The sequence below is a fragment of the Kribbella sp. NPDC003505 genome (genome assembly GCF_040610875.1).
Lineage (GTDB): Bacteria > Actinomycetota > Actinomycetes > Propionibacteriales > Kribbellaceae > Kribbella.
Genome location: NZ_JBEXNA010000010.1, coordinates 1 through 26,726 on the forward strand (window position 1 = coordinate 1; position 26,726 = coordinate 26,726).

Below are 26,726 nucleotides of genomic sequence, written 5' to 3' on the forward strand. Positions count from 1 at the left end.
TACCCCCGCCTCTACGACTGAGAGGTCACGCGGGCGGATGGCGCCTGCTGCGCGCCACCCGCCCGCGTGACCTCGTGTGCGTCAGGCCTTGCCGAGGATCCGGTTCAGGTTCGTACCGCACTCGGGGCACTTGGCCTTCGCCATGCGCGTGCCCTTGTCGTTGACCTTGACCTCGCCGTCGGCGGTGCGCTTGGCCTTGCACTTGACGCAGTAGAACTCGCCGCTCCAGGTCTCTGCCATGAGGGCCCTCTCCTTGCTCTGAATTTCAGCCCGGGGTCTTGCCCCGGGCAGTCGTTGGATGCTAACGGCAGACCGTTCCTGCCGTAGGCCGTTCGGCCCAGTCGGGAATCACCCTACGGCAGCTTTTCGCCGGTTCAAGCGCACCTCCCGCTCAGCGCGCCGCGTAATCCCGCCTGGGAAAGCCCTTACCGAAAGTTTCGCCCAGACGGAACAGGCTCCCGGTGGTTCGCTTCCGTCACCACTCGGCTTCCCCTCCGAGCGACCCCGGAAGCGGTCCGGGAGCCTGTTCCCGACGACGCTAGGAGACGCCGGCGGCGGTGGCAAGGCCGCGTTGTCCACCCCTGTGGATAACTCTGTGCGCAACCTGTGGGACGCGCCGCCGGGCGCTGTGGACGGTCGGGGGAACGCGATGTGAACAACCGGGGTCGGCAGGATCAAGATCTGGCGTCTGACCTGCGAAAACGCCGATGCACAGGATGTGGACCGAAGAAAGTTGTCGGAATCTGGGGGTACATTTTTGAGCCATGGCCGACTCTCCACCGCGCCCGATCCCGCCTTACGTGGACATCCGTCGCAGCAAGCGCCGCAAGCGCACGGTCAGCGCCTACCGCGACGGTGAGCGGGTGGTCGTGCTGATGCCCGACCGGCTGTCCGCCGCGGAGGAGGCGCGCTGGGTCGAGACCATGCTGGCGCGCCTGGAGAAGCAGCGCAGCCGATCCCGCGTGTCGGACGAAAAATTGTTGGCCAGAGCACACGAACTCGCGTGTCGTCACCTCCCCGAAGTGCCCGAACCTGCGTCGGTGAGGTGGGTTTCGAACCAAAACAGACGGTGGGGATCGTGCACCCCGGCGGACCGGTCGATCCGGCTGTCGACCCGGCTGCAGGCGATGCCGGGCTGGGTCGTCGACTACGTCCTGGTCCACGAGCTCGCCCACCTGATCGAGCCGACCCACAACGCCACCTTCTGGTCCCTGGTCCACCGCTACCCCAAGGCCGAGCGCGCCGAGGGCTACCTCGAAGGCATCTCCGCCGCCTCCTCCCTCGACCTCGACGACTACTGACCCCCGCCCCGCGCCGCCCCGGCCGCCCCGGCCGCCGCTCGTTTCGCGACTTTGTGCACCCAGTCCCTACGAAAGCGCGCGACGCGTGCGGACGTCGTGCACAAAGTCGAGCGGATGGGGGTCCGGGCGGGTAGCGCGCGGTCCGGGCAGCGGCGGGCGGCGGCTGGTGTGGGTGGGGCGGTCGGAGATCCGATCACCGGGTGCGTAGGGCGTACGGGAAAGGGTGGGGTGGGGTCTACCCCAGGGGGACCTCGGGGGTTTCCTGCATGGCCGCCGGGTGTCTCGGGCAGCGAGGCTTTAGCCCGTAGCCAGCGCAACGCCAGGGAGCGCTGGGTGGGGCGCCGAGGGGGCGCAGAGGGGCAGGGTAGGTATGGCCAGGGGACAGATCACGGTACGGGCGGCGCGCTGGAGCGCCACCCATCCGTGGCGGGCGATCGCGATGTGGGTGGTCGTCGTGATCGCCTGTTTCGCGCTCGGCTCGGTGACCGGGACCAAGGAGTCGAAGAACGAGGGTGACATCGGCGAGGTGACCCGGGCGGACGACATCGTCAAGTCCGGCAACTTCGACGACCCGGACGTCGAGAGCGTGCTGATCACGGCTCCGTCCGGACAGCTCGACAAGACCGCGGCCAACCAGGCCGCCGGCGTGGTGATCCAGCAGATGCGCGCCCTCGGTGGGGTCGCGGAGGTCGCCCAGCCGATGCCGTCGCCGAAGAACGACGCGGTCATCGTCCGGGTGACGCTGAAGGACGCGCCGGAGGGGTCCGACGACGACGCGCGGGTCCAGCCGCTGCTCGACACGACCGCCAAGGTCCAGCAGCAGTACCCGGATCTCCGGATCGAGGAGGTCGGCGGGCTGTCGATCGGCAAGGCGCTCAACGAGACGCTCGGCAAGGACTTCAAGCGGGCGGAGATGTTCAGCCTGCCGGTGACGCTGGCGATCCTGCTGGTCGCGTTCGGCGCGCTGATCGCCGCGTCGGTGCCGGTGCTGCTCGCACTGTCCTCGGTCGCCGCCGCGATCGGCTTATCGGCCGCGGCGTCCCAGTTGGTGCCCGCGGTCGACGCGGTCAACAGCGTGATCCTGCTGATCGGTATGGCGGTCGGCGTCGACTATTCGCTCTTCTACCTGCGCCGCGAACGTGAAGAACGCGCCAAGGGCCGCGGCCACATCGACGCGGTCGAGATCGCTGCCGCGACGTCGGGCCACGCGGTCGTCGTCTCGGGCACGGCCGTGATCATCTCGATGGCCGGGCTGTTCCTGGCCCGCGACGCGGTGTTCTCGTCCTTCGCGGTCGGCTCGATCCTGGTCGTCGCGGTGGCCGTCGTCGGCTCGCTGACCGTGCTGCCGGCCGTGCTGGCGAAGCTCGGGCGCTGGGTGGACCGCCCGCGGATCCCGCTCGTCTGGCGGCTGACCGCGAGCAAGGGCCAGCCGCGGTTCTGGCCGACAGTGCTCAAGCCGGCCCTGAAGCACCCGATCGCCACCCTGCTGGTCTCGGTCACCGCGCTGCTCGCGGTCGCGTCGCCGGCACTGGGGATGACGCTGAAGTTCCCGGGCACCGAGGACCTGCCGCGGACGACGTCGGTGATGAAGGCGTACGACCGGCTGACCGCGGCGTTCCCCAGCACGGGCACCAGCCACGAGGTCGCCGTACGCGCACCTGCGAACCAGCAGCCTGCCGTCAAGGCCGCGCTGGCCGAGCTGATGGAGAAAACCAAGGACGACAAGCTGTTCGCGTCCGACGGTCTCGAGGAGCCGCGGTTCTCCAAGGACGGCACCGTCGCCACGCTCGAGGTCGCCACGCCGTACGAGGGCGGCAGCGACCAGGCCCGGGACTCGCTGACCAAGCTGCGCAAGGAACTGATGCCGGAAACGGTCGGCAAGGTGCCCGGCGTCGAGTACGCGGTCGGCGGGTTCGTGGCCGCGGACGTCGACTACGCCGCCCACACGCGGGACAAGCTGCCGCTGGTGATCGGGTTCGTGCTGCTGCTGACGATGATCGTGATGATGGTGACGTTCCGGTCGGTGGTGGTCGCGATCACGGCGATCGGGCTGAACCTGCTGAGCGCGGCCGCGGCGTACGGCGTCGTCACCGCGGTCTTCCAGAACACCTGGGCCGAGGGCCTGCTGCACTTCCGGTCGAACGGGGCCGTGGTCAGCTGGCTGCCGCTGTTCCTCTTCGTGGTGCTGTTCGGTCTGTCGATGGACTACCACGTGTTCGTGGTCAGCCGGATCCGCGAGGCGGTGCTCCGCGGCGTACCCACCAAACAGGCGGTCGCCGAAGGCATCACCGGCTCGGCCGGCGTCGTGACCAGCGCGGCAGCGGTGATGATCGGCGTCTTCGCGGTCTTCGCCACGCTGAGCACCCTGGACATGAAGCAGTTGGGCGTAGGCCTCGCCGTCGCGATCCTGATCGACGCCACGATCATCCGCGCGGTCGTCCTCCCCAGCATCATGACCCTCCTCGGCGACGCCAACTGGTGGGCCCCCAAGTGGCTCCGCCCCAAGCAGCCGAAGCACGCCCCGCATACCCCACCCCCCGCCCCCGACCGCGAACTCACCCCGGTCGGCTGAAACACCACCCCGACGCCCCACCCGAAACCTCTCGGGTGGGGCGCTCGCGTTGCCGGAGGATGTTGCCCCGTGCAGGGTTGGGTCAGCCGGCGGCCTGGCGGGCGCGGTGGGTGGCGGCTTTGACGCGGCTTTGGCATTGGGGGGAGTGGAAGCGGCGTTGGCCGTTCTTCGACACGTCGACGAAGACCCGGTCGCACTGAGGGGCCGCGCAGACGCCTAGGCGGCCGGCCAGGTCGCTGCCGACGGCGAGGGCGAGGCCGGCTGCGCAGCCGGCGGCCCAGCCGTTCGCGAGTTGTTCGTCGGGGCCGTGGAAGTGCAGGCTCCACGGCCGGTCCTTGCCGCGGTCGAGTTGCGGGCGGGCGTTGGTGTCGAGCAGCAACGCGTTGATCTCGTCGGCCGCAGCGTCCAGATCGCCCGCGTTCGCGGCTTCGAAGACGATCCGCATCCGTCCGGCCAGCTGCGCCAGCCGCCGCGCGTCCTCGGCCGGTACTGATTTCGGCGGATGGCCGATCGCGGTGAGCGCTTCGGCGACGGCAGTGGTGATCGCGTCGTCGGCGGGAGCGTCGTACGGAAGGCCGCCGGAGTATCCGGGCGTCAGACGGTTCACGTACTCCACCGACGCGGCCAGCACGCTCCGGGCATGACTATCAAAAGACACTTGACCAGTCACGCGATACCTCCGTAGTCTCAGGCCTGCGTGACCGATCATAGCCATTTAGACAGTCATGGGGGTTCGAGGTGAGCACAGTCGTCGCGGCGCGTGGACTGTCCCGCGCGGTGTGGATCCTGGTCGTCGCCCGGGCCGTGAACCGGATCGGCGCGTTCACGTTGCCGTTCCTGGGAGTCGTGCTGTCGGTCGAGTTCAAGGCGTCGCTCAGCCAGACCGGCTTGATTCTGGCGGTCTTCGGGGCAGCCACGATCCCGTCTCGCCTGCTCGGCGGGCAGTTGGCCGACCGGCTCGGCCGGCGCAGCACGATCGTCCTCGGCCTGACCGGGTGTGCCGTCGGGCAGCTGTGGATCGCGCTCAGCCATGCACTGTGGTCCGCCGTCCTCGCGACGATCCTGCTCGGCCTCGCGTTCGAGATCTACGAGCCGCCGAGCCAGGCGATGATCGCCGACGTCACGCAGCCCGAGGACCGCCCAGCCGCGTACGGGCTGTACAGCGCGGCGCTGGCCGCGGCGGGCGTTCTCGCCGGTCTCCTCGCCGCCGCGATCAGCCACTGGGACCTCCGCTGGCTCTTCGTCGCCGACGCGATCACGTGTCTGTCCTGCGCCGCGCTCGTGGCCGTCGCGCTCCCCGCGGACGTACGCCGGGAGCGGCGCGGCGATCTGCCCGACAAGGCTGCCCCGGCATGGCGCGACCGGCGGCTGTTGCTGCTGCTCGCGGGCGGCACGGTCTTCGCGACGATCTACATGCAGCTCCTCATCGGCGTACCGCTCACCCTGCTCGAGCAAGGTCTGCCGAAGTCGGGTGCCGGCATCATTCTCGCGGTCTCGGCCGTCACCCTGATCGCGGCGCAGCGGCTGCTCCGCGTGCAGCACCTGGACGACTTCCGCGCGATCGCGATCGGCTACGCGCTCGTCGGCGCAGGCCTGGTGGTCGTCGCGCTGGCGCACGATCTCGCGGTCGTCCTGCTCGCCGCGGTCCTGTGGAGCCTCGGCGAACTGTTCCTCCTCACCCGCTACCTCACCCAGGCCTCCGGCCTCGCACCTGCGAAGGCCCGCGGCCGGTATCTCGCGATCTTCGGCCTGAGCTGGGGGATCGCGACCACGATCGCGCCGATCACCGTCACCCAACTCCTCGAAACCGCCGGACCCGAAGGCCTGTGGTTGACAAGCGCCGCGGTGGCCTACGCGCTCGCGATACTTCAACCATGGGTCAGGCGACGGCTCGTTCCGGAGCGGAGGAATGGTGACCGCCGCATCGCAACCGACGGATGACCCGGCTGCCGGATCCTGGCGCCGTCCGTGAACTCGAGTACGCGTGGGACGGTATCGGCTCCTGGTTGGGCTGACACCGTCAGCTGCACGGCTCCAGCCTGACTGTCAGGCCTTTGGCGACTGGGGTGTTGCTGCCCCTCGCGACGTCGTCGGCGGACATCAGCACGTTGGTCTCCGGGTAGTACGCCGCTACGCAGCCACGCGCCGTCGGGTACGAGACGAGGCGGAAGTGCGAAGCGCGTCGCTCGACACCCTGGAACTCGCTGACGATGTCGACGTACGCACCGTCCTGCAGGCCCAGATCGGCGAGGTCGTCCGGATTGACGAAGACGACCTCGCGGGTGCCCTCGATGCCGCGGTAGCGATCCTGCAGGCCGTAGATCGTGGTGTTGAACTGGTCGTGGCTGCGCAAGGTCTGCAGCAGCAACCGGCCGGGCGACGTCGGCAACCAGGTGAGGTCGTTCGCGGTGAACTGCGCCCGCGCGTCCGACGTCCGGAATTCGCGCTTGTCCCGAGCGGCGTGCGCGAGCAGGAAACCGCCCTCGTTCGCGCGGAGCCGATTCTCGAAGTCCTCGTACCCGTCGGCCACCCGCCCGATCCGCTGCCGGATCAGGCTGTAGTCGTCGGCGAAGTCGGCCCACGGGATCTGTCCCACCTCGGGTACGACGTGTTGCGCCAGCGCGCACACGATGCCGATCTCGGACTTCAGCTCCGGCGCCGGCGGAACCAGGTTGCCGGTGGACAGGTGTACTGCGCCCTGTGAGTCCTCGACCGTCACCGATTGCGGGCCGGCCGGCGTGTGGTCGTGGTCCGTGCGGCCGAGTGTGGGCAGGATCAGCGCCTCGCGGCCGGTGACCGTGTGCGACCGGTTCAGCTTGGTCGAGACGTGGACGGTCAGGTCGCACTCGCGCAGCCCGCGGTGCACGACCTCGGTGTCCGGGGTCGCCATGGCGAAGTTGCCGCCCATCGCGAAGAACACCCGGACGTCGCCGTCCCGCAGCCGCTTCACGGTCGCGGCCGCGTCGACGCCGTGCTCTCGCGGCGAGGTGAACGCGAACTCGTGGTCGAGCCGGTCCAGGAACGCGTCCGGCATCTTCTCCCAGATGCCCATGCTGCGGTCGCCCTGGACGTTCGAGTGGCCACGCACCGGGCACGGGCCCGCGCCGGGCTTGCCGATGTTGCCCTGGAGGAGCAGCACGTTGACGATCTCGCTGATCGTCGCGACCGCCTCGCGGTGCTGTGTCAGGCCCATCGCCCAGCAGATCACCGTCGCCTTCGAGCGGATGAACCGCTGGGCCAGCTCCTCGATCTCGGCCCGGCGCAGCCCGGTCGCGAGTTCGACCGCGTCCCAGTCGAGCTCGGCGTTGTGCTTCGCGTACAGCTCGAAGCCGCTGGTGTGCGACTCGACGAACGCCTTGTCCAGGACCGTACCCGGGGCGGCGGCCTCGGCCTCGAGCAGCAGGTGCCCGAGGGCCAGGAACAAGGCCTGGTCGCCACCGATCCGGATCTGCAGGTGCTGGTCGGCGAGCTCGGTCCCCTTGCCGACCCAGCCGCGGGGGCGCTGCGGGTTCATGAATTTCATCAGCCCCGGCTCGGGCAGCGGGTTCACCGAGACGATCGAGCCGCCGTTGCGCTTGGCGATCTCCAGGTGGCTGAGCATCCGGGGCGCGTTGGTTCCCGGGTTCTGGCCGACGATCACGATCAGCTCGGACTCCTCGAGCATCTCCAGCGTGACCGCGCCCTTGCCGCTCCCGATCACCTTGGACAGCGCCGTACCGGAGGACTCGTGGCACATGTTCGAGCAGTCGGGCAGGTTGTTGGTGCCGTACGCGCGGACGAACAGCTGGTACAGGAACGCGGCCTCGTTGCTGGTCCTGCCGGAGGTGTAGAAGACGGCGTCGTTCGGGTCGACGAGCGCCTTCAAATGCCGGGCGACGACCTGGAACGCCTCCTCCCAGCCGACCGGCTCGTAGTGCGTGGCGCCGGCCCGGAGCAGCATCGGCTCGGTGATCCGGCCGAGCTTGCCGAGGTCGAACTCGGAGATCCGCTGCAGGTCGTCGACCGAGTTCTCCGCGAAGAACGCCCGCGGGACCCGCTTGCGGGTCGCCTCCCAGGCCACCGCCTTGGCGCCGTTCTCGCAGAACTCGGCCGCGTGTTTGCGTTTGTGGTCGGGGTCCGGCCAGGCGCAGGACGGGCAGTCGAACCCGCCGTCCTGGTTCATCTTCAGGAAGACTTTGCCGGTCCGCGCCGGGCCCATCTCGCGAAGGCCGAACTTGAACGACGACAGGACCGCGGGGACGCCGGCGGCCTTCTTCTTCGGCTGCTCGATATCGACCATGTTTCAACAATAGGTCCAGCTATCGTCACTTGCTGCCTTGAGAGCCGGAGTCGTGGACAAGTGGCTCTTCAGGCCACTTGCGCCGCTGTCGATATGTGATCCGATCCCATAGGCGTGGCGCAGCTGGATTCCTACAGTCGTCCGCCATGGAGACCCGTCGAGCCCTCGTCACCGGCGCCGCGTCCGGTATCGGCGCCGCGTGCGCCCAGCGCCTGGCAGCGGACGGCGTGCACGTCGTGGCCGTCGACCTCGACCAGGCCGGTCTCGACGCGCTGGAGGGCGTCGAGACGCTGGTGGCCGACCTGTCCGACCTGGAAGGGCTGGCGAACCTGCCGGTCGACGTCGACATCCTGGTGAACAACGCCGGGGTCCAGCAGGTCGCACCGGTCGAGCAGTTTCCGCCGGACCGGTTCAGCTACCTGCTCCGGCTGATGCTGGAGGCGCCGTTCCGGCTGATCCGGCAGACGCTCCCGCACATGTACGGCGCCGGCTGGGGCCGGGTGGTGAACATCAGCTCGGTCCACGGACTCCGGGCCAGCCCGTTCAAGGCGGCGTACGTCGCTGCGAAGCACGGGCTGGAAGGACTCAGCAAGGTCGTCGCACTGGAAGGTGCGCCGCACGGAGTGACCAGCAACTGCGTGAACCCGGCGTACGTCCGGACTCCGCTGGTCACCGCACAGCTGGCGGACCAGGCCGCGACCCACGGCCTGTCCGAGTCGGAGGTGCTGGACAAGGTCCTGCTCGAGCCGGTCGCGGTGAAGCGGCTGATCGAACCGGCCGAAGTGGCGGAGCTGGTGGCCGTGCTGTGCGGTCCCGCGTCCGCCTCCATCACGGGGAGCTCGTTCGTACTCGACGGCGGCTGGACCGCCCACTAACAACTCAGGAGCCCGCCCATGACGGCAACACAACCGACCCGGACCCGGACGCCGATCGTCCGGGTGGTCGGCGCGAGTCTCGTCGGTACGACGGTGGAGTGGTACGACTTCTTCCTGTACGGGGTCGCCGCCTCGGTGGTGTTCGGCGACCTGTTCTTCCCGAAGGGGGAGGAGCTCACCGGGACGTTGCTGAGCTTCGCGACGTTCGCGGTCGGCTTCTTCGCCCGGCCGATCGGCGGTGTGGTGTTCGGGCACTTCGGTGACCGGCTGGGCCGCAAGCAGCTGCTGGTGCTGTCGCTGCTGATGATGGGGCTCGCCACCTTCGCCATCGGTCTGCTGCCCACGTACGCACAGGTCGGTGCGCTCGCTCCGATCCTGCTCACGGTGCTGCGGCTCATCCAGGGCTTCGCGCTGGGTGGTGAGTGGGGAGGCGCCGTACTGATCGTGTCGGAGCATGGTGATCCGGCACGGCGCGGCTTCTGGGCGTCCTGGCCGCAGGCCGGCGCTCCGGCGGGGCAGTTGATCGCGAACGGCGTACTGGCCGGGCTGGCCGCGTTCCAGTCCGAGGCTGCCTTCGACTCGTGGGGCTGGCGCATTCCGTTCCTGCTGTCCGCAGTACTGGTCCTGGTGGGGCTGTGGGTGCGGCTGCGGATCGAGGAGTCGCCGGTGTTCCAGGAGGCGCAGGCCCGGGCGAAGGAGCAGCCGGCGGAGAAGCTGCCGTTCTTCGAGGTGATCACGAAGTACCCGCGCGAGGTGCTGACCGCGATGGGCGCCCGGATGGCGGAGAACGTCAGTTACTACATCTTCACGATCGTGATCGCGACGTACGCGAAGGAACACCTCGGTCTGGGCAAGTCGTTCGCACTGAACGCCGTACTGATCGCCGCGGCCGTGCACTTCTTCGCTATTCCGCTGTGGGGCTCGCTGTCGGATCGGATCGGCCGCCGGCCTGTGTACCTGATCGGTGCGGTCGGTGTGGGGATCTGGGCGTTCGTCTTCATCGCCCTGGTGGACACGAAGAACTTCGCCCTGGCGACGCTGGCGGTGACGGTCGGTCTGGTGCTGCACGGTGCGATGTACGGACCGCAGGCCGCGTTCTTCACCGAGCTGTTCGGGACACGGGTGCGGTACTCCGGTGTCTCGGTCGGCTACCAGCTCGCATCGATCATCGCGGGCGGCCTGGCGCCGTTCATCGCGGTCGCGCTGCTCAAGGCGTACGACTCGGGCTACGCGATCGCCGTGTACGTCGCAGCGTGCGCGGTGATCTCGGTCGTCGCGGTGACGTCGTACTCCGAAACGCGGCGCCGGGACCTCACTACTCTGTAGGACCATGGAGGAGCTTCTGCGGCTGCTGGCCGAGGATGCGCCCGGGAGCGAGCTGGCCCGGGCGGCGGGCGAGGACGCGGTGGCACGCGACCTCGCCCTGCGCATCCGGGCGGGCATGGACGCCAGCAAGAAGCGCGAGGCCGAGCTCTCCACTCTGGTCGACGTGGCCCGCGAGCTCGCCTCGGCCCGGGACCCCGGCGACGTCCTCGGCACCATCGTGCATCGGACCCGCAGCCTGCTCGGCGTGGACGTCGCCTACCTGACGCTGTACGACCCGTCCCGCGGCGACACCTACATGCGCGCGACCGACGGGTCGGTGTCGGCGGAGTTCCAGCAGGTCCGTCTTCCTCTGGGCGCAGGCCTCGGTGGTCTGGTCGCGGAGACCTACAAGCCGTACTGGACCGCCGACTACCCGTCCGACCAGCGGTTCCGGCACACGACGGCGATCGACCACGCCGTTGGTGACGAAGGGCTGGTGGCGATCTGCGGAACACCGCTGATCGTCGACGGAGCGTTCGTGGGCGTGCTGTTCGCCTCCAACCGCACGCGGCGCCCGTTCAGCCACGACGAGGTGTCTCTGCTCGGCTCGCTGGCAGCGCTGGCCGCGGTCACGATCGTCCAGGTGCGCGCAGCGGCCGAGACCGAGGCCGCACTGGAGCAGCTGTCCGCGGCCCACGCGGGCGTCGAGCACGCCGCCGCGGCCCACGACCGCTTCGCCGAGATCGTGCTGTCCGGCGGGGACGTGGACGCCATCGCCGCCGCGCTGTCCGAGCTGCTGGGCATGTGGGTCGTACTGGTCGATGCCAGCGGCAACGAGCTTGCGGTCGCCGGCAGCGTTCCCAGTACGCCGGTGCCGTGGCGGGAGTCCGAGTCCGGCCGCTTGACCCGCATCGGCGACTGCTGGGTCGTCGCAGCAACCGCTAAAGGCGAACGGCTCGGCGCGCTGGTCATCGGCGGTGCGGACGACCTGTCGGGCGCGGACCAGCGCATCGTCGAGCGTGCTGCCGTTGTCACCGCACTGGTCCTGCTCTTCCGCCGACAGGCCGCTGAGCAATCCCAACGCGCCCAGGCGGATCTGCTGGCCGACGTACTCAGCGGAAGCACCGACCCGCGCGCTCTGACCGATCGACTCCGTCTACTGGCGCCGAACCACCGGCACGACCGACTGGTCGTCGCAGTCTGCCGCGGCGACCACTCCGCCGTACGTGCTCGGCTGTCCGCGCCACTGGAAGACAGACTGGTCCTGGCCGGCCCGTACGGCGGGGACTTGGTGTTGCTGTTCGCTCGGATCAGCGCAGCAGCTGTCGCGCGCGACTTGACCGAGGTCGCCAAGCGCACCGGCGTGACCGTCGCTGTCACAGGCCCTGCGACCTGGGGCGAGCGCTTGGTCGAAGCGCACCGGCAAGCGTCTCGTCTGGTCACGACAATGCTCCGCCTCGGCCGCACCAGCGAGTCGGCCACGCCCGACGACCTGGGCGTCGCGGGCCTCGTAGGCGCGTCCGAAGTCGACCTGCGCACCCACGTACACCATGTCCTCGGCAAGGTCCTCGACTACGACGACCAGCGAGGCACCGACCTGATCGGCACCCTCCAGGCCTACTTCGCCGCCGGCCAGAGCCCGACCCGCGCCGCCACCTCACTCCACATCCACCCCAACACGGTCCAGCAACGCCTCGACCGCGTCACCGCCCTCCTCGGCGACGGCTGGCAGTCCCCGGACCACACCCTCGACATCCAGGTAGCCCTCCGCCTCCACACCGCCCTCGGCTGAGGCTGTCGGCCGTTCGGCCGACGCCGGGTCGGCCGATCGGAGGGCCGTGTCCTCCGAACGTTCCGGCCTGTCGTCCGTTCACCCGCTGTGACGGAAACTCCCGCGCCGCCACTCTTTAGGCGAAGTCACCGCGCATCGCGGTGACACAGAGTGGCGACAGGGGGTGTCGGGATGTCGGACGGGCGGATCATCACGGTCTTCGCGGCCAAGGACGGCAGCGGCAAGACGACCGTCGCCACGAACCTGGCCGTCGCCCTGTGCGCCTCCGGTGACCGGCGCGTGTGCCTCGTCGACCTGGACCTCCAGTTCGGCGACGTCGCCTACCTCCTCGGGCTGCGCCCGGGGCGCAGCCTCTGCGACGCGCTGCCGTCGGCCGGGTCGCTCACCACGGAAGAAGTCGTCGACCTGATGACGACGTACCAGCCGGGCCTGGACTGCCTGCTGGCTCCGGCCGGTCCCGGGAACGCGATGAAGATCCCGCACACCCTCGTCGCCGAGCTCCTGGACGTGGCGCGCGACGTGTACGACTTCGTGATCGTGGACACGCCGGCGCAGTTCAACGCGTCGGTACTCGCCGCGCTCGACGCGGCCGATCACCACGTGCTGGTCGCCACCTCGGAGCGCCCGTCGCTGAAGAACCTGCGGCTGACCCTCGACGTGCTCGACCTGTTGTACGACGCCGGCTCCCGGTCGGTCGTCATCAACCGGTCGGACCGCCGGGCCGATCTGACCACGGCCGACGTCGACCAGCTGGTCAGGACGCCGGTCACGCTCCAGCTGCCGAACTGGACCGACGTGCCCGCCTCGATCAACCGGGGCGAACCCATCACCGTCGGGTATCCGGAGCATCCCGTCAGCCAGGCCGTCCGCCGGCTGGCCGACGCCCTCGTCGCGAGCGACGGGAGGTGCAGCCGGGATCCGCCCTCCGCGTAGCACCACCTCAAAACCGTTCAAACCCTTTGTACAGAAAGCGAATCACATCATGCTCAACAAGATCCGCGAAGCCCGCAAGAACGAGTCCGGCTTCACCCTCATCGAACTCCTGATGGTCATCGTCATCCTGGGCGTCCTGTCCGGCATCGTCGTCTTCGCCGTGTCCGGCATCCAGGACCGCGGCGCGCTGTCGGCCTGCAAGTCCGAGGTCAAGACAATCGCCGTCGCCGAGGAGGCCAACTACGCCCAGAAAGGCGCGTACGCCGACCTTACGGGCCTGGTGACCAACGGCTTCCTGCGTGCCGGCACCCCGAAGTACGTCGCGACCGCGAGCTCGTCCGACGGGTCTCTGACCATGGCCGCCGGCGCTCCGGCCGGCTGCACGGCCGCCTGATCGCCTGACTCCGGTGGGGAGGGATGTCCCCAAGGCCCTTCCCCACCGGTTACCACCGACCGCGACCAACTACCTGGAGAAGGAACCATGATCAGTCTTGCTCGTGGCAGCCGGGTCGACCTGCTGCTCGAAGAGCTCTGGAACGCCGGCGGCACCGACCTGCTGCTGACCGCGGGCATGCCACCTCAGATCCGCGTCCACGGACGCCTGTACTCCGTCAACGGCCTGGACCCGCTGACCCGCGACGACACCGACAGCCTGCTCGAAGAGGTGCTCACCGACGAGCAGGCCGCGGACTGGAACACCAAGCACGAACACGACTTCTCGTTCTCCTGGCGCGACGAGGCCCGGATCCGCGGCAACGCGTTCACCCAGCGCGGTGACACGGCGGTGGCGCTCCGGATGATCCCGCGCCAGATCCCGACGATGGACGAGCTCGGCCTGCCGCCGGTCCTGTACGACTTCGCCCGCAAGCACCAGGGGCTGGTGCTCGTGACCGGCCCGACGGGCTCCGGCAAGTCGACGACGCTGGCCGCGATGATCGGCAAGATCAACGCCGATCGCGCCTGCCACATCATCACGGTCGAGGACCCGATCGAGTACGTCCACGACCACAAGCTCTCTGCCGTCAACCAGCGTGAGGTCGGCAGCGACACCGCGAGCTTCCCGGACGCCCTGCGTTCGGCACTGCGCGAGGACCCCGACGTACTGCTGGTGGGTGAGATGCGTGACCTGGAGTCGATCCGGTTCGCCCTCACCATCGCCGAGACCGGTCACCTCGTCTTCGCGACGCTGCACACCAACGACACCGCACAGTCGCTGGCCCGCATCATCGACGTGTTCCCGGCCGAGCAGCAGGCCCAGGTCCGGGTCCAGCTCGCCGCGGCGCTGACCGGTGTGGTGTACCAGCGCCTGGTGCCACGCATCGGCGGCGGACTGGTCGCTGCGTACGAGGTCATGGTCGCCGACGCCGCCGTCCGCAACCTGATCAAGGAAGGCAAGACGCACCAGCTGCGCAACTCGGTCGTCACCGGGCAGCGCGACGGCATGCTCACGCTCGAACAGTCGCTGTCGACGCTCGTGCAGAACGGTGTCGTCACGTACGACGACGCGGCCGCGCGCAGCCTTTACCCGAAGGACATCGAGGCGCGGCCGCGGCTGCGGGCGGGGGTGCCGGCATGAAGCTGCGCAAAGCCGATCGGCCCGAACCCCGGCACGCCGCACCGAGCCCGCGCCCGGAGATCATCCCGGCCGCCACCGAGCAGGACCTGCACATCGAGCGCACCCGCGCCCGTCACCTCGCCGAACAGCACAACCTCGGCCTCGCCGACCTGCGGACCACCAGCCCAGATCCGGTCGCGGCCGCACTCCTCGACGAACGCACGGCCCGCAACCTGGTCGCCGTACCGCTGGAAGTCCGCGAGGACGTCGTCGCGGTGGCTGTCGCCGACCCGTCGGTCCTCGACGAGCTGCAGGCTGCAGTCGGCCGCCGCGTCGTTCTCGAGCTCGCTGCGCCGACCGACGTGCTGCACGCCATCGGTACGGCGTACCGCGCGTTGACCGGCATCGACGACCGGGTCAAGGTGTTCGAGGCCCGCGACGCGGTCCGCAAGGACATCCGCGACGAGGCGCCCGGTGCCAGTGACGACGCACCGGTCGTCCAGGTCGTGCAGCTGGTCATCACGCAGGCGTTGCGCGACCGGGCGTCCGACGTACACATCGAGCCGCACGGTGACCGCGTCCGCGTGCGGTACCGGATCGACGGCGCGTTGCACGACGTCCTCGAACTGCCGGCGTCGATCGGCCCGGCCGTGGTGAGCCGGATCAAGATCCTCGCCGACCTCAACATCGTCGAGCGCCGTCGCCCGCAGGACGGTCAGATCAGCATGGACGTCGAGGGACGGCCGGTCGACATCCGGGTCTCCACGACCGCGGTCGTCGGCGGCGAGAAGGTCGTCCTGCGGTTGCTCGACAAGAGCCGTCCGCTGTTCCGGCTGGAGCAGCTCGGCATGCCGGACCACATGGCCGCGACGTACTCGGGTCTGCTGCATGCGCCGTACGGCATGGTCATCTGCGCGGGGCCGACCGGCAGCGGCAAGACCACCACGCTCTACGGGTCGCTCGGGGAGATCAACAGTCCCGAGCGCAACATCATGACGATCGAGGACCCGGTCGAGTACACCTTCGACTCGATCAACCAGATCCAGATCAACGAGGCGGCCGGTATCACGTTCGCCGGCGGTCTGAGGTCGATCCTGCGGCAGGACCCGGACGTGATCCTGGTCGGCGAGGTCCGCGACGTCGAGACCGCGCGGATCGCCGTACAGTCCGCGCTGACCGGCCACTTCGTGCTCTCGTCGCTGCACGCGACGGACGCGGCGACCGCACTGCATCGCCTGCTGGACATGGGGATCGAGACGTTCCTGATCGCGTCCTCGGTGACCGCTGTGGTGTCCCAGCGCCTCGTCCGCCGGGTCTGCACGAACTGCCGCGAGTACTACGTGCCGAAGGCCGAGGAGCTCGCGTTCCTCGCTGCCGCCGGCGGGCGGACGCCCGACGACGGGTTCGTGCGCGGCGCGGGCTGCAACTTCTGCGCGCACACCGGGTTCCTGGAGCGGACCGGTGTCTACGAGCTGATGCCGGTGTCGGATGCGATCCGCGAGCTGGTCGTCGACCGCGCCGCGCACGACGAGATCCGCAAGGTGGCCCGCTACGAAGGCATGCGGACGCTGACCGAGGAGGGCATCCGGCTCGCCGAGGCGGGCGTCACCACCATCGGCGAGGTCATGCGATCCATCTACATGGTCGGGAGCTGACCGATGACGAAGTACGCGTACGTCGCGACCGCGCCGGACGGCCAGGTCGCGAAGGGCACGACCAAGGCGGAGAGCCGCGAGGACGCCGAGCTGGCGCTGTACGAGCTCGAGTTGCGCGACATCCGGGTCACCGAGAAGCGCAGCGTCCTGCAGCTCGAAATCACGCCGCGCCGCGTGAAGCGCGAGGAGGTGATGCACCTGTCGCGTCAGCTGGGCGCCTTCATCAAGGCCGGCCTGCCGCTGATCGACGCGGTGCACTCGCTCGGCGAGGAGGCCGACAACGCGTCGGTCCGGCGGATGATGGCCGAGGTCGAGCACGGTCTGCGCGGCGGCGAGAAGCTCTCGGACTGCTTCGACCGGCACCCGAAGATCTTCCCGGAGTTCTACCGCGGCATCCTCCGCTCGGCCGAGCTGAGCGGGCAGCTGGACACGGTGCTGCAGCAGCTCGCGACGTACCTCGAGCGCGACCTCGAGGCGCGCCGCAAGGTCAAGCAGGCGATGATCTACCCGTCGATCGTGGCGCTGATGTCGATGGTCACGGTGATCGTGCTCGCGGCGTTCGTGCTGCCGCGGTTCAAGGACTTCTTCGCCGGCCTGCACGCGACGCTGCCGCTGCCGACCCGGATGCTGCTCGCGGTCACGGACTTCCTGACCGCGTGGTGGTGGGCGCTCGGCGGCGGAGTCGCCGTACTGGCGCTGCTGATCTTCGGTGTCGTGCAGACGCACGGCGGCCGCTACCTGCGCGACAAGCTGTTCCTCGCGCTGCCGGTGCTCGGCGGCACGATCCAGTTCGCCTTGGTCGAGCGCTTCTGCCGCATCCTCGCCTCGATGGTCGGTGCGGGCGTGCAGCTGCCGGAAGCGCTCCGCGTCGCCACCGGTTCGCTGCCGAACCTGGTGTTCCGGCGCTCGCTGGGCGTGGCGGGCGAGGCCCTACTGGAGGGAGAGGGCCTCGCCCGTCCACTGGCGGCGACCAAGCTGTTCCCGAAGACCGCGGCGCAGATGATGCTGGTCGGTGAGGACACCGGCACTCTGGACACGCAGCTCGAAGTCACGGCCGAGTACTACGAGGGCGAGCTGGACTACAAGCTGAAGAAGCTGATCGGCCTGTTCGAGCCGCTCGTGATCGTGGTCATGGGCCTGATCGTCGGCTTCGTCGCAGTTGCCCTGGTGTCCGCGATGTACGGCATCTTCCGCCAGGTCCAGTCATGAGCAGCCCCCGTGGCGAGCAGGGCGAATCGCTGCTCGAGCTACTGATCGCGGTCGCCATCATGGGCATCGCCGTGGTCGCGATCATGGCCGGGCTGGTCACCAGCGTCCTGATCTCCGACGTACACCGCAAACAGGCGACGGCCGGCACAGCGGTCCGCGACTACGCCGAGGCGATCCAGAGCTCAGTTGCTGCCGAGCACTACGTGCCGTGTGCGAGCGCCACGTCGTACAAGCCGGACGCTCTGGTGCCGGTCTTCAGCGCGCCGTCCGGGTTCACGCCGAGCGTTGTCGCCGGGACGGTCCGGTACTGGAACGGCAGCTCATGGCAGTCGAGCTGCTCGTCCGACCTCGGTCTGCAGCAGTTGACGATCCAGGTCGCCAGCAGCGACGGCCGCACCACCGAGCGAGTGGACGTCGTACTGCGGAAGCCGTGCGGATTGGACACGACATGCTGACCGGCCGCCGTGCCGACGAGGGGTTCACCCTGGTCGAGTTGCTCGTCGCCGTCGCGATCCTCGCCGTCATCACGGTGCCGCTGGCAAACGTCGTCATCGGCGCCTTTCGCAACACCACAGACACGTCCGACCGGCTGGAGTTGTCACACGACGCCCAGATCAGTTCGTCGTACTTCGCCCGCGACGTCGCCGAGGTGGGACTGCGGGACTGGGCGGCCGTGAGTGCGAGCTCGGTGCCGTTCAAGCAGTCCGTGCAACTCGGTGCGGCGTACAACGAAGGTGGCTACACCTGCGGGTCCTCGGCGGCCGTGGTCCGGTTCCTCTCGGACGTGTGGGACGCCTCCAAGACGGATGCGTCCACCAACATCGTGGCCTATTACTTGAAGCCGGTCGGCGTCGTCAGCGAGCTGCACCGGGTCAAGTGCATCGGCCCGGCCACCACAGGGACCGACATCGTCGTCGCGCACAACGTGAAGCCGGGGAGCGTGGCTGTCACGTGTTCGAGCGCCTGCGAGGCGGCCGACGTACCCGACCAGATCTCCATGGCGTTTCAGGTCACGCGGGCGTCCGTCGGCGATTACCCGATCACTCTCACCGGTCAGCGGAGGCAGCAATGAAAGACCGGATCGCCCGCGCGCGTGCTCGCGGGGACGAGGGCGCGGCGCTCGTCCTGGCGCTGATCGTGATCACCGTGATCGCCCTCAGCTTGTCCGCGCTCCTCACGTTGTCGGACACCAGTGTGCGGACGACGGTCGGCCTGCGCGACCAGGTCGCGGACACCTACAACGCCGACGGTGCGATGCAGGCCGCGATCAACAACCTGCGCAACAGCAGCTACAACCACAACACCGGCCAGTACTGCTTCGGCTCCAGCGACACGCTCCAGCTGCCCAACTTCCACGGCAGTGACTCCGCCGCGGTCACCTGCGAGGCCGACCCGAAAAAGGTCCTGATCCAGTGCCCGTCGCTGTCGAACTGCAACCGGCCCGGCAACGCCATCCTGACGCTGGGCAAGGTCGCCGGCGAGGACGGTCTGAACATCACCCAGCCGAGCACCGGGTCCGCGTTCCGCGTGCACGGCAACGTGTTCTCCAACTCCAACATCAACGTGGTCAAAGGCATCCTGAACACGAATGCCAACGTCTGGGCACGTGGCGCCTGCGCGGGAACGATCCAGAGCGTCGGTACGGCGTGCAACATCGGCGGTGCCGCCAATGAGCTCGGCGACGACCCGAACTACGCCTCCGACGCGAGCGCACCGCCGCCGCACCGCGACCTGCCGGCCTGCACCACTCGCGGCACGGTCGTCACGTTCGAGCCGGGTACGTACGACGACGCCGTCGGGCTGAGCACCATGATGAAGAGCAGCAGCGCGTGCAAGGACAGCACCTGGTGGTTCAAGCCCGGCACGTACTACTTCGACTTCCGCAACAGCGGCACCAACTCCAACCCCTTGCTCCCGTCCGGCTCGAACATCTGGACGATCGACAACGGAACCCTGGTCGGCGGTACGCCGACCAACGCCGCCGGCATCATCATCGCCAAGCCCCCGGTGATGCCCGACATCCCGGGCGCGTGCGACAACCCGATCAACGACGCGGGCGCCGTCGGTGTCCAGTTCGTCTTCGGCGGCGACAGCCAACTCGTGGTCAACAAGGGGCACGCGGAGATCTGCGGTTCGTACCACACCGACAGGGCGCCGATCGCGATCTACGGCCAGACCACCGGCGCGGACACGCCGACGGCGTGGACCGGCACCAACGCGCTGAGCATGACGACGGTCGACGACCCGGGCGTGTTCACGAACAACCCCGGTTGGATCGGTCTGGCCGACGGCAAGAGCGCGACGTGGGTCAAGACGAGCGCGAGCAACGAGACCGGGACGGTGAAGGTGTCGGGCTACACGCCACCGACCGCGATCCCGGCGGGCTCGGTGCTCACCGCCGCCAAGTTGATCGTCGCCCACGGGAACACGGCAGGCTCGACCCAGGACGCTCTCTCGGTCCGACTCGAGCCGACGAACGGTACGCCGTTCAGTGTCACGGTCCCGTCGTACGGCGACACCGCTGTGCACACCGAGTCGATCGACGTACTCCAAGGCGGTCTCGGCACGCTCGCGCAGCTCGTCACCAGCGGCAATCTCTCCGGAACGAAGCTCACCTATTCGGCGGGTGTGAAGCACAAGGGCACCGAGATGCTCGACACGCTGAGGCTCGAGCTGACCGTCGTCACCCCGACCCTGCGCGGCGGCTCCGGGTGCATCACGAACACGCCGTACACCGGGGTCGGCAACGCATCGACCTGCGCGGTTGTCAGCGCCCAGTCCAACGACAGCCTGTTCTACGTCCAGGGCACGACGTATACGCCGAAGGCGGTCCTGGACATCACGCTCAACAACGCCGAGGAGCAGGTCTTCCGGTTCGGGGTCGTCTCGCGGTCGTTGTGGGTCAAGGTCACCGGCAGCTTCACGTTCGGCGGCCCGGTCATCGAGGTGCCGGACGATTCGCCAGGCTTCGTGTTCAGTCTCTACCTGTCGACGTATATCTGCTCCGGATCAGGACCGTGCTCGACGGGTGGCACGCCGGCGTTGCGGTCGAAGATCGCGCTGGTCGACTCCAATCCGATGACACCGAGCCCCGGACACCGGCAAGTGACCGTGCTCAGTTGGTCGAGGCCAGGATGATCGCGCTGTTCGCCGGGCTGCTCGGGCTGGCTGTCGGGTCGTTCCTGAACGTGGTGGTGTACCGCGTGCCGCGCGGGGAGTCGGTGGTGAATCCGCCGTCGCACTGCCCGCGGTGTGACAGTCTCGTGCGTGCCAGGCACAACGTGCCCGTGGTCGGGTGGGTCTTGTTGCGGGGGAGATGCGCGGACTGCCAGTTGCCGATCAGCGTGCGGTATCCGCTGGTGGAACTCGCGACCGGGCTCCTGTTCGCCGCGATCGCCCTGCGGTTCGACACGGTTGCGGTACTTCCGGCGTACCTCTGGTTCGCCGGTGCGGGAGTGGCGCTCGCGTTGATCGACCTCGACGTACGGCGGTTGCCCAACGCGATCGTGGTGCCGTCGTACCCGGTCCTGCTGGCACTACTGGCCGGCGCCGCCGCGTGGGAGCACCACTGGTGGGCGCTCGGGCGAGCTGTGATCGGCGGGGCCGTGTTGTTCGGGTTCTACCTGCTCCTGGTCGTCGCGTACCCGGCCGGGATGGGCTGGGGTGACGTCAAGCTCTCCGGCCTCGTCGGCGGCGTACTGGCGTTCCTCTCCTGGCAGACGTTCTTGGTCGGCGCGTTCGCGGCGTTCCTGCTCGGGGCGGCCGTCGGCGTCGTTGTGATGGTGGCCGGCCGCGGCGGGCGCAAGACGGCGCTGCCGTTCGGTCCGTTCATGATCGGCGGCATGCTCCTCGCGGTGTTCGCGGCTGCCCCGGTGGCGAGCTGGTACGGGGGCCTGCTGAGTCCCTCGTACTAGGGACCAAAGTCCCTAGTCGCTCCGTGTTTCCGTTACCTAGGGTGACGACAACACGGGGAGGAACACAATGAGTTATCGGATCAAGACCGTCGTCGTCGACGGCCATACTCTCACGCGCTTCGGGCTCACCGGCCTGGCGAGCGCACAACCGGACATCGTCGTCGTCGGCGAGACCGGCCTCGGCGCGGAGGCGGCCGCGATCGTCGCGACCACCGCGGCCGACGTCGTCGTTTTCGAGACCGCACTGCCGGACGTCGACGGGCTGCGGGTGGCCCGCGAGCTCCGCGACCGCAATCCCGGTCTCGGGATCGTGCTGCTGACGTCGAACGGCGAGGACGACGTGCTGTTCCGGGCTCTGGAGATGGGTGTGTCGGCGTTCGTCGCCAAGACTGCGCCCGCAGGCGAGGTGCTCGCGGCGATTCGCCACGCGGCCGTCGCGGCCGGCTCGTTCAGTGCCAGCGGCCTTGGTCAGGCGCTCGCGCGACGTCAGGCCGCCGGCGCCAAGGCGATGCTGAGCCCGCGCGAGAACGAGGTCCTGGCCCTGCTCGGCGCGGGCCTGTCCGTGGCCGCGATCGGAACTAGCATGTACGTCAGCCATTCGACGGCGAAGACGTACGTCGCGAGGCTCTACCAGAAGCTCGGCGCGTCGAACCGGGCCCAGGCGATCATGGCCGGTCTGCGCCTCGGCCTGATCGAGCAGGAGCGTCCCGCAGCGACCCTCGCACGCTCCGGAAGTTGGTAACCAAGCGTTCAACCAAGTGGGTGGAAAACACCTGCTTGATTCGCGTAACGGGGTGCGATCTCCGCCCGATTTCAGTTACAGCAGGTGAAATTCGTCACTCTGTGCTGAGGGGTCTCACGGGGGCACATCATGAACGGTTCGATCACCGTCGTCGTCATCGACGGCCACACACTGACCAGGTACGGGCTGATCCGGCTGGTCGGTGCCGACGCCGACATCAGCGTCGTCGGTGAGTGTGGCCTCGCGTCCGAGGCGCTGGCGCTGGTCGCCTCCGCCCGCCCGGACGTCGTCGTCCTCGACGTGATGCTGCCGGACGCCGACGGCCTGCGCGTCGCGCGCGAGCTGCGCGATCGCCACCCTGCACTGGGGATCGTGGTGCTGACCTCGCAGGACGAGGACGACGTACTGTTCCGGGCCCTGGAGAACGGAGCCTCCGCCTTCGTCGCCAAGACCGCTCCGAACACCGAACTGCTCGGAGCGATCCGGCATGCCGCCGTCGCCGCGTCCTCGTTCACCGCGACCGGCCTCGCGCCCGCCCTGGCCCGCCGCGGCCGCGTGGTCGCGAAGGGCTGCGCGCTGTCGCTCAGCGGGCGTGAGCAGGAGGTTCTGCACCTGCTCGCCGACGGGCTGTCGGTCCCGGCGATCGCCGGCGCGATGTTCGTCAGCCTCTCCACCGCGAAGACGTACGTGGCTCGCCTCTACGAGAAGCTCGGCGCGACGAACCGGGCCATCGCGATCATGACGGCGCTTCGCCTCGGCCTGATCACCGCCGAACTGCCGGCCATCGCCTAGGGCCGTCGCCAAGGGTCGCCATGGCCAAGGGCCGCAATCGCCTAGGGGACGACGACGAGGCGGCCGCGGACGCCGCCCTTGGCCAGCCTCTGGTACGCCGTCGCGGCCTCCTCGAGCGGATATGTGTCGGCAACCCGAGCCGAGATCACACCCGACTCCGCGAGCTGAACGAGTTGCTCGAGATCGTCGCGGCTCGCCTGGACGAAGAGCTGCTCGACGGTGATGCCGCGGAGCTGCGGCGGCCGCGGACCGCCTTGTGGATGGACGTGCCGGCCGCGGTTGCGCACTGCTTCTTGGGCAGCGATGCCGGTGACCGCGGCGTCGACCAGTCCGTCCGCGCCGGTCGGGACGATCCGGCGTACCTCGGTCGGCAAATCCTTCGAGCGGGCGATGAAGTGGTCCGCGCCGAGGCGTCGTACCAGCTCCTCGTCCTGCTCGCCGGCGGTGGCGATCACGGTCAGGCCGAAGTGCTTCGCGAGCTCGACTGCGTAGCCGCCGACGCCGCCTGCTGCGCCGGTGATCAAGATTGTCTGGCCGCATTCGAAGGCGCGCAGGGCTTGGAGTGCTGTCGAGGCGTTGAGGGCGAATGTCGACGCGGGGATCAGCTCCATGCCCGCAGGCGCCTCTGCGACGGCGTCGGTATTCAGGACGACGTACTCCGCATGCGTCTTCAGCGGGCGGCCGAGCAGGTCGGCGAGCCCGATCACCGCCGTACCTGGCGGGCGGTCGCCGGCGTCCACTGTTCCTGCCACGTCCCAGCCAAGGCCGAACTGGGGGCGGACGGCGGTCAAGCCGGACTGGACCAAGAGGCCCGCGCTGACCGCCACGTCGACCGGGTTGACCGCGGCCGCGGCTACCTTGATCCGCACCTGGCCTTCGGCTGGTTCGGGAATGGGGGTCTCGATCAGCTCGATGGCATCGGGGCCGGCGAGCTTCCGGGCGACCAGTGCGCGCATGATGTCTCTCTTTCGATGTGGGCTTGCGCATCACTCTGGGAGAGTTACTCTCTGACGGGAAGTACGTACTTCGGAGTGCGTACCGCACGACGAGGAGAGCCATGCCGACCCGTACCGCAGCTCAGCTCCGGGAGGAGGCCGCCCGCGAGTACGACGCGTTCCTGGCGACCTGCCCGGCCCGGCAACTGCTCGATCGGATCAGCGACAAGTGGGTGACTCTCGTGCTGACCGCTCTCGCGGACGGGCCGCAGCGCTACTCCGACTTGTCGCGCCGGATCGCCGGCGTCAGCCAGAAGATGCTGACCCAGACCCTCCGCTCGCTGGAACGCGACGGCCTGCTTACTCGCTCGGTCACTCCGTCCGTTCCGGTACGCGTCGACTACGAGCTCACGCCGCTTGGCGGCACGCTGATGCCACTCATCGCGGCCATCAAGTCTTGGGCCGAGACGCACATGCCTGAGGTTCAGACTGCCCGCTCCGTCTACGACGCGACGAGCGCTCCGGCATGAGCGCGACCGACGGGTCCGGTGTCGGCGATGATCGGCGGGTGGTGGTTGTCGTCGTGCCTGCGGTCGGGACGTGGGCGCCGCCGGGACGAGATCCGGAGAAGTGGCGGCTGGCCTTGGCGGAGGACACGTACGAGGTGCTCGCCGCCCTCGACCGCGTCGACGTGGCGGTCGCCGTAGCCGGCGGGGATGACGCCGCGGTGGCTGAGATGAGCGCGCTGACCTGGCCCGGCACACCGACGTACGCCGTCGATCCCGAGCGGCCCGTCTTGGATGCGGTCGAGGTGGTCGGGCCGGCTGCGGCGGTCGTTGCCGTCTCGCACGACGTACCCGATCTTCCCGGGCTGTTGATCGGCAAGCTCTTCCGGGCGCTGAGCCACGCCGACATCGCGGTCACGCCGGCCGAGGACGGTTCGCTCGTCGCCATTGGCGTCGGGTCTCCGGTCGCTTCCTGGATCGCCGACCTCGCGCCGACCTTCGACACCCCGCTGGCGCTGCTCGAAGCCCGCAAGCCACGCCGGCACGCGGTCGCGATCGGCCCGGGTTGGCACCGTCTGCGATCGAACGCTGACATAGCGCGACTGGATCCAGGGCTGGAAGGCTGGGACGCCACAAGATCCCAACTTCGTCACGCCTGACCCGTCACCTTCCCCGAACCCGCTCGTTCACCATGCAACGGGGAGCAACACCGATCGCCGATGCCGTTCAGGGGCGGCACCCGACGACAACCCGACCGCACCGGGGGGATGCGGTCCGGGCAAGAGCACGACGGGGACCGCACGGGGGAACGGGGATCGCAGCACCACGGGGAACCGCAGGGCCGTAAACGCAGTGCCGTCTGGGGGACGGCACCGCGACGATCACGGGGGCGCAGTACGACGGGCAGGCCTAGGAGACGTCGTACTGCGAGGACAGCTGGAAGCCCTGCACGAGCAGGTGGCTCGGGCAGGGAGCGGGATCGCAGGGCGATGGGGGATACGGGGATTGCTGGGAGAGCTGTGCTCGCACCCGCGGGCACAGCTCGATCCAGTGCACGGGGGAGTGCGGCGGCTGAAACGCAGCACCCACGGGGGATTCCCAGCACGGGCATGGCGACGGACGGGACCGCTGGGGAAGCTGTGCTCGCACCCCGCAGGCACAGCGCCATCCGGTGCACGGGGTACACGGGGACGGTTGGACGCAGTACCCGCGGGGAGCCGAAGCACGGGGGGCGTACGACGAGCATGCCTGGGAGATGTCGTACGGCGAGGACAGCTGGAAGCCCTGCACGAGCGGGTGGCTTGGCTCGGCCACGCAGCGGGATCGCAGGGCGATTGGGGACACGGGGGATTGCTGGGAGGAGCTGTGCTCGCACCTGCGGGCACAGCACGATCCAGTGCATGGGGGTGTGCGGGCGACGGTGGGACGCAGTAGCAGCGGGGGGAGTACGACGGGCAGGCCTGGGAGTTGTCGTACGGCGGGAACAGCTGGAAGCGCTGGATGAGCGGGTGGCTCTGCCACGCAGCGGGATCGCAGGGCGAGGGGATGCGGGGGTGCCTCTATGGGGTTCGTCAAGGAAATCGGGCTGCGTTCGCGGGGTGTTGGCGGGCAGCATGGCGGGATGCCGGATCTGCTGTGGGACGACGTCAGGAACTTCTTCGACCCTGACCTGATGGGTGCTCTACCGGACGTGTCCGTGGCGGGGACCTCGGTCGACGACTGGCAGGCGGTGTTCGATCTGATCCGGTCGAGTGGATGGGCGTGGGAGTACTCGGTAGGCGGCGTCGCTGGGCCACTGCCGTCAGCGGCGGAGGTGCTGATGCGTCCGGCCTCTGCGGACGCTGTCGATCTGCGGGTCTGGCCGGTTCCGGATGTGCTGGCGATCTTCCGTCCGATGTCGGCCGAAGAGATCGACTTCGATGTCGACCTTCGCGAACTGCAGGGCCAGGAAAGAGTGGACATCCTGTGCGGGTTCTTCGCCGCTGTGGGTCGCAGGCTTGGCAAGCCGGTGGTCATGACGGCTGAGGGTGACAACGGGCATCCGGTGCTCGGGTTCGATCCCGCAGCCAATCGCGTGGTGTTGATGGCGGACCCGCGGCTCAGCTGACCGTTTCGCCCACGGCGGTCTACCGATGCCTCCGGCCCGGTGACACCACCCCCCCGGATCATGCGAGCTACAGGGGGAACAGCCATGCCGGACCGGAGGCCGGGAGCCCCGTTGCGGGGCCACGAAGAGGTAACGGGGATCGCCGGGGAAAGCTGTGCTCGGACCCGCAGGCGCAGGGCGATCCAGTGAACGGGGAGTGCGGCAGAGATCCGCGAGGCCGACCACCGTCTGCGCTTTTCGCCTCACCAGCTGAC

Annotated in this window: 24 protein-coding genes; 20 read left to right on the forward strand and 4 right to left on the reverse strand. The window is 68.9% G+C overall.

Translation table 11 applies throughout. The features are described from left to right. Nucleotides 1–81 precede the first annotated feature (81 nt). Nucleotides 82–240: a DUF5679 domain-containing protein gene (locus ABZX12_RS29770; protein ID WP_012922897.1), complete on the reverse strand. Its 159-nt coding sequence runs from the start codon at nucleotides 238–240 to the stop codon at nucleotides 82–84. A 524-nt stretch (nucleotides 241–764) separates the two neighbouring features. Here ABZX12_RS29770 and ABZX12_RS29775 point away from each other — a divergent pair. Next, the gene (locus ABZX12_RS29775; protein WP_355698498.1) at nucleotides 765–1,301 is read left to right on the forward strand and encodes a YgjP-like metallopeptidase domain-containing protein; all 537 of its coding nucleotides are present in this window, start codon (nucleotides 765–767) and stop codon (nucleotides 1,299–1,301) included. Between the two features lie 370 nt (nucleotides 1,302–1,671). Beyond that, nucleotides 1,672–3,873 (forward strand): MMPL family transporter, encoded by a 2,202-nt coding sequence (locus ABZX12_RS29780; protein ID WP_355698500.1) that lies wholly within the window; start codon nucleotides 1,672–1,674, stop codon nucleotides 3,871–3,873. An 82-nt stretch (nucleotides 3,874–3,955) separates the two neighbouring features. On the opposite strand, the gene ABZX12_RS29785 is transcribed toward ABZX12_RS29780, so the two are convergent. After that, entirely contained in the window at nucleotides 3,956–4,543 is a 588-nt protein-coding gene (locus ABZX12_RS29785) for a CGNR zinc finger domain-containing protein (RefSeq protein WP_355698502.1), read from the reverse strand. Nucleotides 4,544–4,611: 68 nt separating this feature from the next. Here ABZX12_RS29785 and ABZX12_RS29790 point away from each other — a divergent pair, with 68 nt between their 5' ends. Beyond that, a complete protein-coding gene (locus tag ABZX12_RS29790) occupies nucleotides 4,612–5,814 on the forward strand; it encodes an MFS transporter (protein ID WP_355698504.1) in 1,203 nt (400 codons plus the stop codon). Nucleotides 5,815–5,893: 79 nt separating this feature from the next. Here the strand turns inward: ABZX12_RS29790 and ABZX12_RS29795 are convergent, their stop codons facing one another. After that, the gene (locus ABZX12_RS29795) at nucleotides 5,894–8,152 is read right to left on the reverse strand and encodes an FdhF/YdeP family oxidoreductase (RefSeq protein WP_355698506.1); all 2,259 of its coding nucleotides are present in this window, start codon (nucleotides 8,150–8,152) and stop codon (nucleotides 5,894–5,896) included. Nucleotides 8,153–8,298: 146 nt separating this feature from the next. On the opposite strand from ABZX12_RS29795, the gene ABZX12_RS29800 reads away from it, so the two are divergent. The 14 genes from ABZX12_RS29800 to ABZX12_RS29865 all read left to right on the forward strand — a co-directional run bounded on the left by ABZX12_RS29800 (nucleotide 8,299) and on the right by ABZX12_RS29865 (nucleotide 22,924). After that, the gene (locus tag ABZX12_RS29800; RefSeq protein ID WP_355698507.1) at nucleotides 8,299–9,027 is read left to right on the forward strand and encodes an SDR family NAD(P)-dependent oxidoreductase; all 729 of its coding nucleotides are present in this window, start codon (nucleotides 8,299–8,301) and stop codon (nucleotides 9,025–9,027) included. A gap of 18 nt (nucleotides 9,028–9,045) precedes the next feature. After that, nucleotides 9,046–10,353, forward strand: a complete 1,308-nt coding sequence (locus tag ABZX12_RS29805) for an MFS transporter (protein ID WP_355698509.1) — start codon at nucleotides 9,046–9,048, stop codon at nucleotides 10,351–10,353. Nucleotides 10,354–10,357: 4 nt separating this feature from the next. Further along, complete coding sequence (locus tag ABZX12_RS29810) at nucleotides 10,358–12,124, forward strand: helix-turn-helix domain-containing protein (RefSeq protein ID WP_355698510.1); 1,767 nt, start codon at nucleotides 10,358–10,360, stop codon at nucleotides 12,122–12,124. Nucleotides 12,125–12,295: 171 nt separating this feature from the next. After that, nucleotides 12,296–13,057 (forward strand): AAA family ATPase, encoded by a 762-nt coding sequence (locus tag ABZX12_RS29815; protein ID WP_355698512.1) that lies wholly within the window; start codon nucleotides 12,296–12,298, stop codon nucleotides 13,055–13,057. A 49-nt stretch (nucleotides 13,058–13,106) separates the two neighbouring features. Then, on the forward strand, nucleotides 13,107–13,451 hold the full coding sequence (locus ABZX12_RS29820; protein ID WP_355698514.1) for a prepilin-type N-terminal cleavage/methylation domain-containing protein: 345 nt from the start codon (nucleotides 13,107–13,109) through the stop codon (nucleotides 13,449–13,451). 87 nt (nucleotides 13,452–13,538) lie between these two features. Continuing rightward, on the forward strand, nucleotides 13,539–14,633 hold the full coding sequence (locus tag ABZX12_RS29825; RefSeq protein ID WP_355698515.1) for a type IV pilus twitching motility protein PilT: 1,095 nt from the start codon (nucleotides 13,539–13,541) through the stop codon (nucleotides 14,631–14,633). After that, complete coding sequence (locus ABZX12_RS29830) at nucleotides 14,630–16,267, forward strand: GspE/PulE family protein (protein ID WP_355698517.1); 1,638 nt, start codon at nucleotides 14,630–14,632, stop codon at nucleotides 16,265–16,267. Before ABZX12_RS29825 ends, ABZX12_RS29830 begins: the two co-directional genes overlap by 4 nt. Before the next feature lie 3 nt (nucleotides 16,268–16,270). Next, nucleotides 16,271–17,476 carry a type II secretion system F family protein gene (locus ABZX12_RS29835; protein ID WP_355698519.1) on the forward strand — a complete coding sequence of 402 codons (1,206 nt, stop codon included), beginning with the start codon at nucleotides 16,271–16,273 and terminating at the stop codon, nucleotides 17,474–17,476. Then, nucleotides 17,473–17,931, forward strand: a complete 459-nt coding sequence (locus ABZX12_RS29840; protein ID WP_355698521.1) for a type II secretion system protein — start codon at nucleotides 17,473–17,475, stop codon at nucleotides 17,929–17,931. Before ABZX12_RS29835 ends, ABZX12_RS29840 begins: the two co-directional genes overlap by 4 nt. Further along, on the forward strand, nucleotides 17,907–18,548 hold the full coding sequence (locus tag ABZX12_RS29845; protein ID WP_355698523.1) for a prepilin-type N-terminal cleavage/methylation domain-containing protein: 642 nt from the start codon (nucleotides 17,907–17,909) through the stop codon (nucleotides 18,546–18,548). Before ABZX12_RS29840 ends, ABZX12_RS29845 begins: the two co-directional genes overlap by 25 nt. Beyond that, nucleotides 18,545–20,614 carry a hypothetical protein gene (locus ABZX12_RS29850; RefSeq protein WP_355698525.1) on the forward strand — a complete coding sequence of 690 codons (2,070 nt, stop codon included), beginning with the start codon at nucleotides 18,545–18,547 and terminating at the stop codon, nucleotides 20,612–20,614. The genes ABZX12_RS29845 and ABZX12_RS29850 overlap by 4 nt, the downstream gene beginning before the upstream one ends. Then, a complete protein-coding gene (locus ABZX12_RS29855; RefSeq protein WP_355698527.1) occupies nucleotides 20,596–21,390 on the forward strand; it encodes a prepilin peptidase in 795 nt (264 codons plus the stop codon). Before ABZX12_RS29850 ends, ABZX12_RS29855 begins: the two co-directional genes overlap by 19 nt. Before the next feature lie 67 nt (nucleotides 21,391–21,457). Beyond that, a complete protein-coding gene (locus ABZX12_RS29860; protein WP_355698529.1) occupies nucleotides 21,458–22,132 on the forward strand; it encodes a response regulator transcription factor in 675 nt (224 codons plus the stop codon). A gap of 129 nt (nucleotides 22,133–22,261) precedes the next feature. Continuing rightward, on the forward strand, nucleotides 22,262–22,924 hold the full coding sequence (locus tag ABZX12_RS29865) for a response regulator transcription factor (RefSeq protein ID WP_355698531.1): 663 nt from the start codon (nucleotides 22,262–22,264) through the stop codon (nucleotides 22,922–22,924). A 41-nt stretch (nucleotides 22,925–22,965) separates the two neighbouring features. On the opposite strand, the gene ABZX12_RS29870 is transcribed toward ABZX12_RS29865, so the two are convergent. Continuing rightward, on the reverse strand, nucleotides 22,966–23,880 hold the full coding sequence (locus ABZX12_RS29870; protein WP_355698533.1) for an NADP-dependent oxidoreductase: 915 nt from the start codon (nucleotides 23,878–23,880) through the stop codon (nucleotides 22,966–22,968). Nucleotides 23,881–23,981: 101 nt separating this feature from the next. On the opposite strand from ABZX12_RS29870, the gene ABZX12_RS29875 reads away from it, so the two are divergent. The 3 genes from ABZX12_RS29875 (at nucleotide 23,982) to ABZX12_RS29885 (ending at nucleotide 26,472) form a co-directional block, all read left to right on the forward strand. Next, a complete protein-coding gene (locus ABZX12_RS29875) occupies nucleotides 23,982–24,389 on the forward strand; it encodes a helix-turn-helix domain-containing protein (protein ID WP_355698535.1) in 408 nt (135 codons plus the stop codon). Beyond that, the gene (locus tag ABZX12_RS29880; protein ID WP_355698537.1) at nucleotides 24,386–25,024 is read left to right on the forward strand and encodes a DUF2064 domain-containing protein; all 639 of its coding nucleotides are present in this window, start codon (nucleotides 24,386–24,388) and stop codon (nucleotides 25,022–25,024) included. Before ABZX12_RS29875 ends, ABZX12_RS29880 begins: the two co-directional genes overlap by 4 nt. 902 nt (nucleotides 25,025–25,926) lie before the next feature. Further along, nucleotides 25,927–26,472 carry a hypothetical protein gene (locus tag ABZX12_RS29885; RefSeq protein WP_355698539.1) on the forward strand — a complete coding sequence of 182 codons (546 nt, stop codon included), beginning with the start codon at nucleotides 25,927–25,929 and terminating at the stop codon, nucleotides 26,470–26,472. The last annotated feature ends 254 nt before the right edge of the window (nucleotides 26,473–26,726 follow it).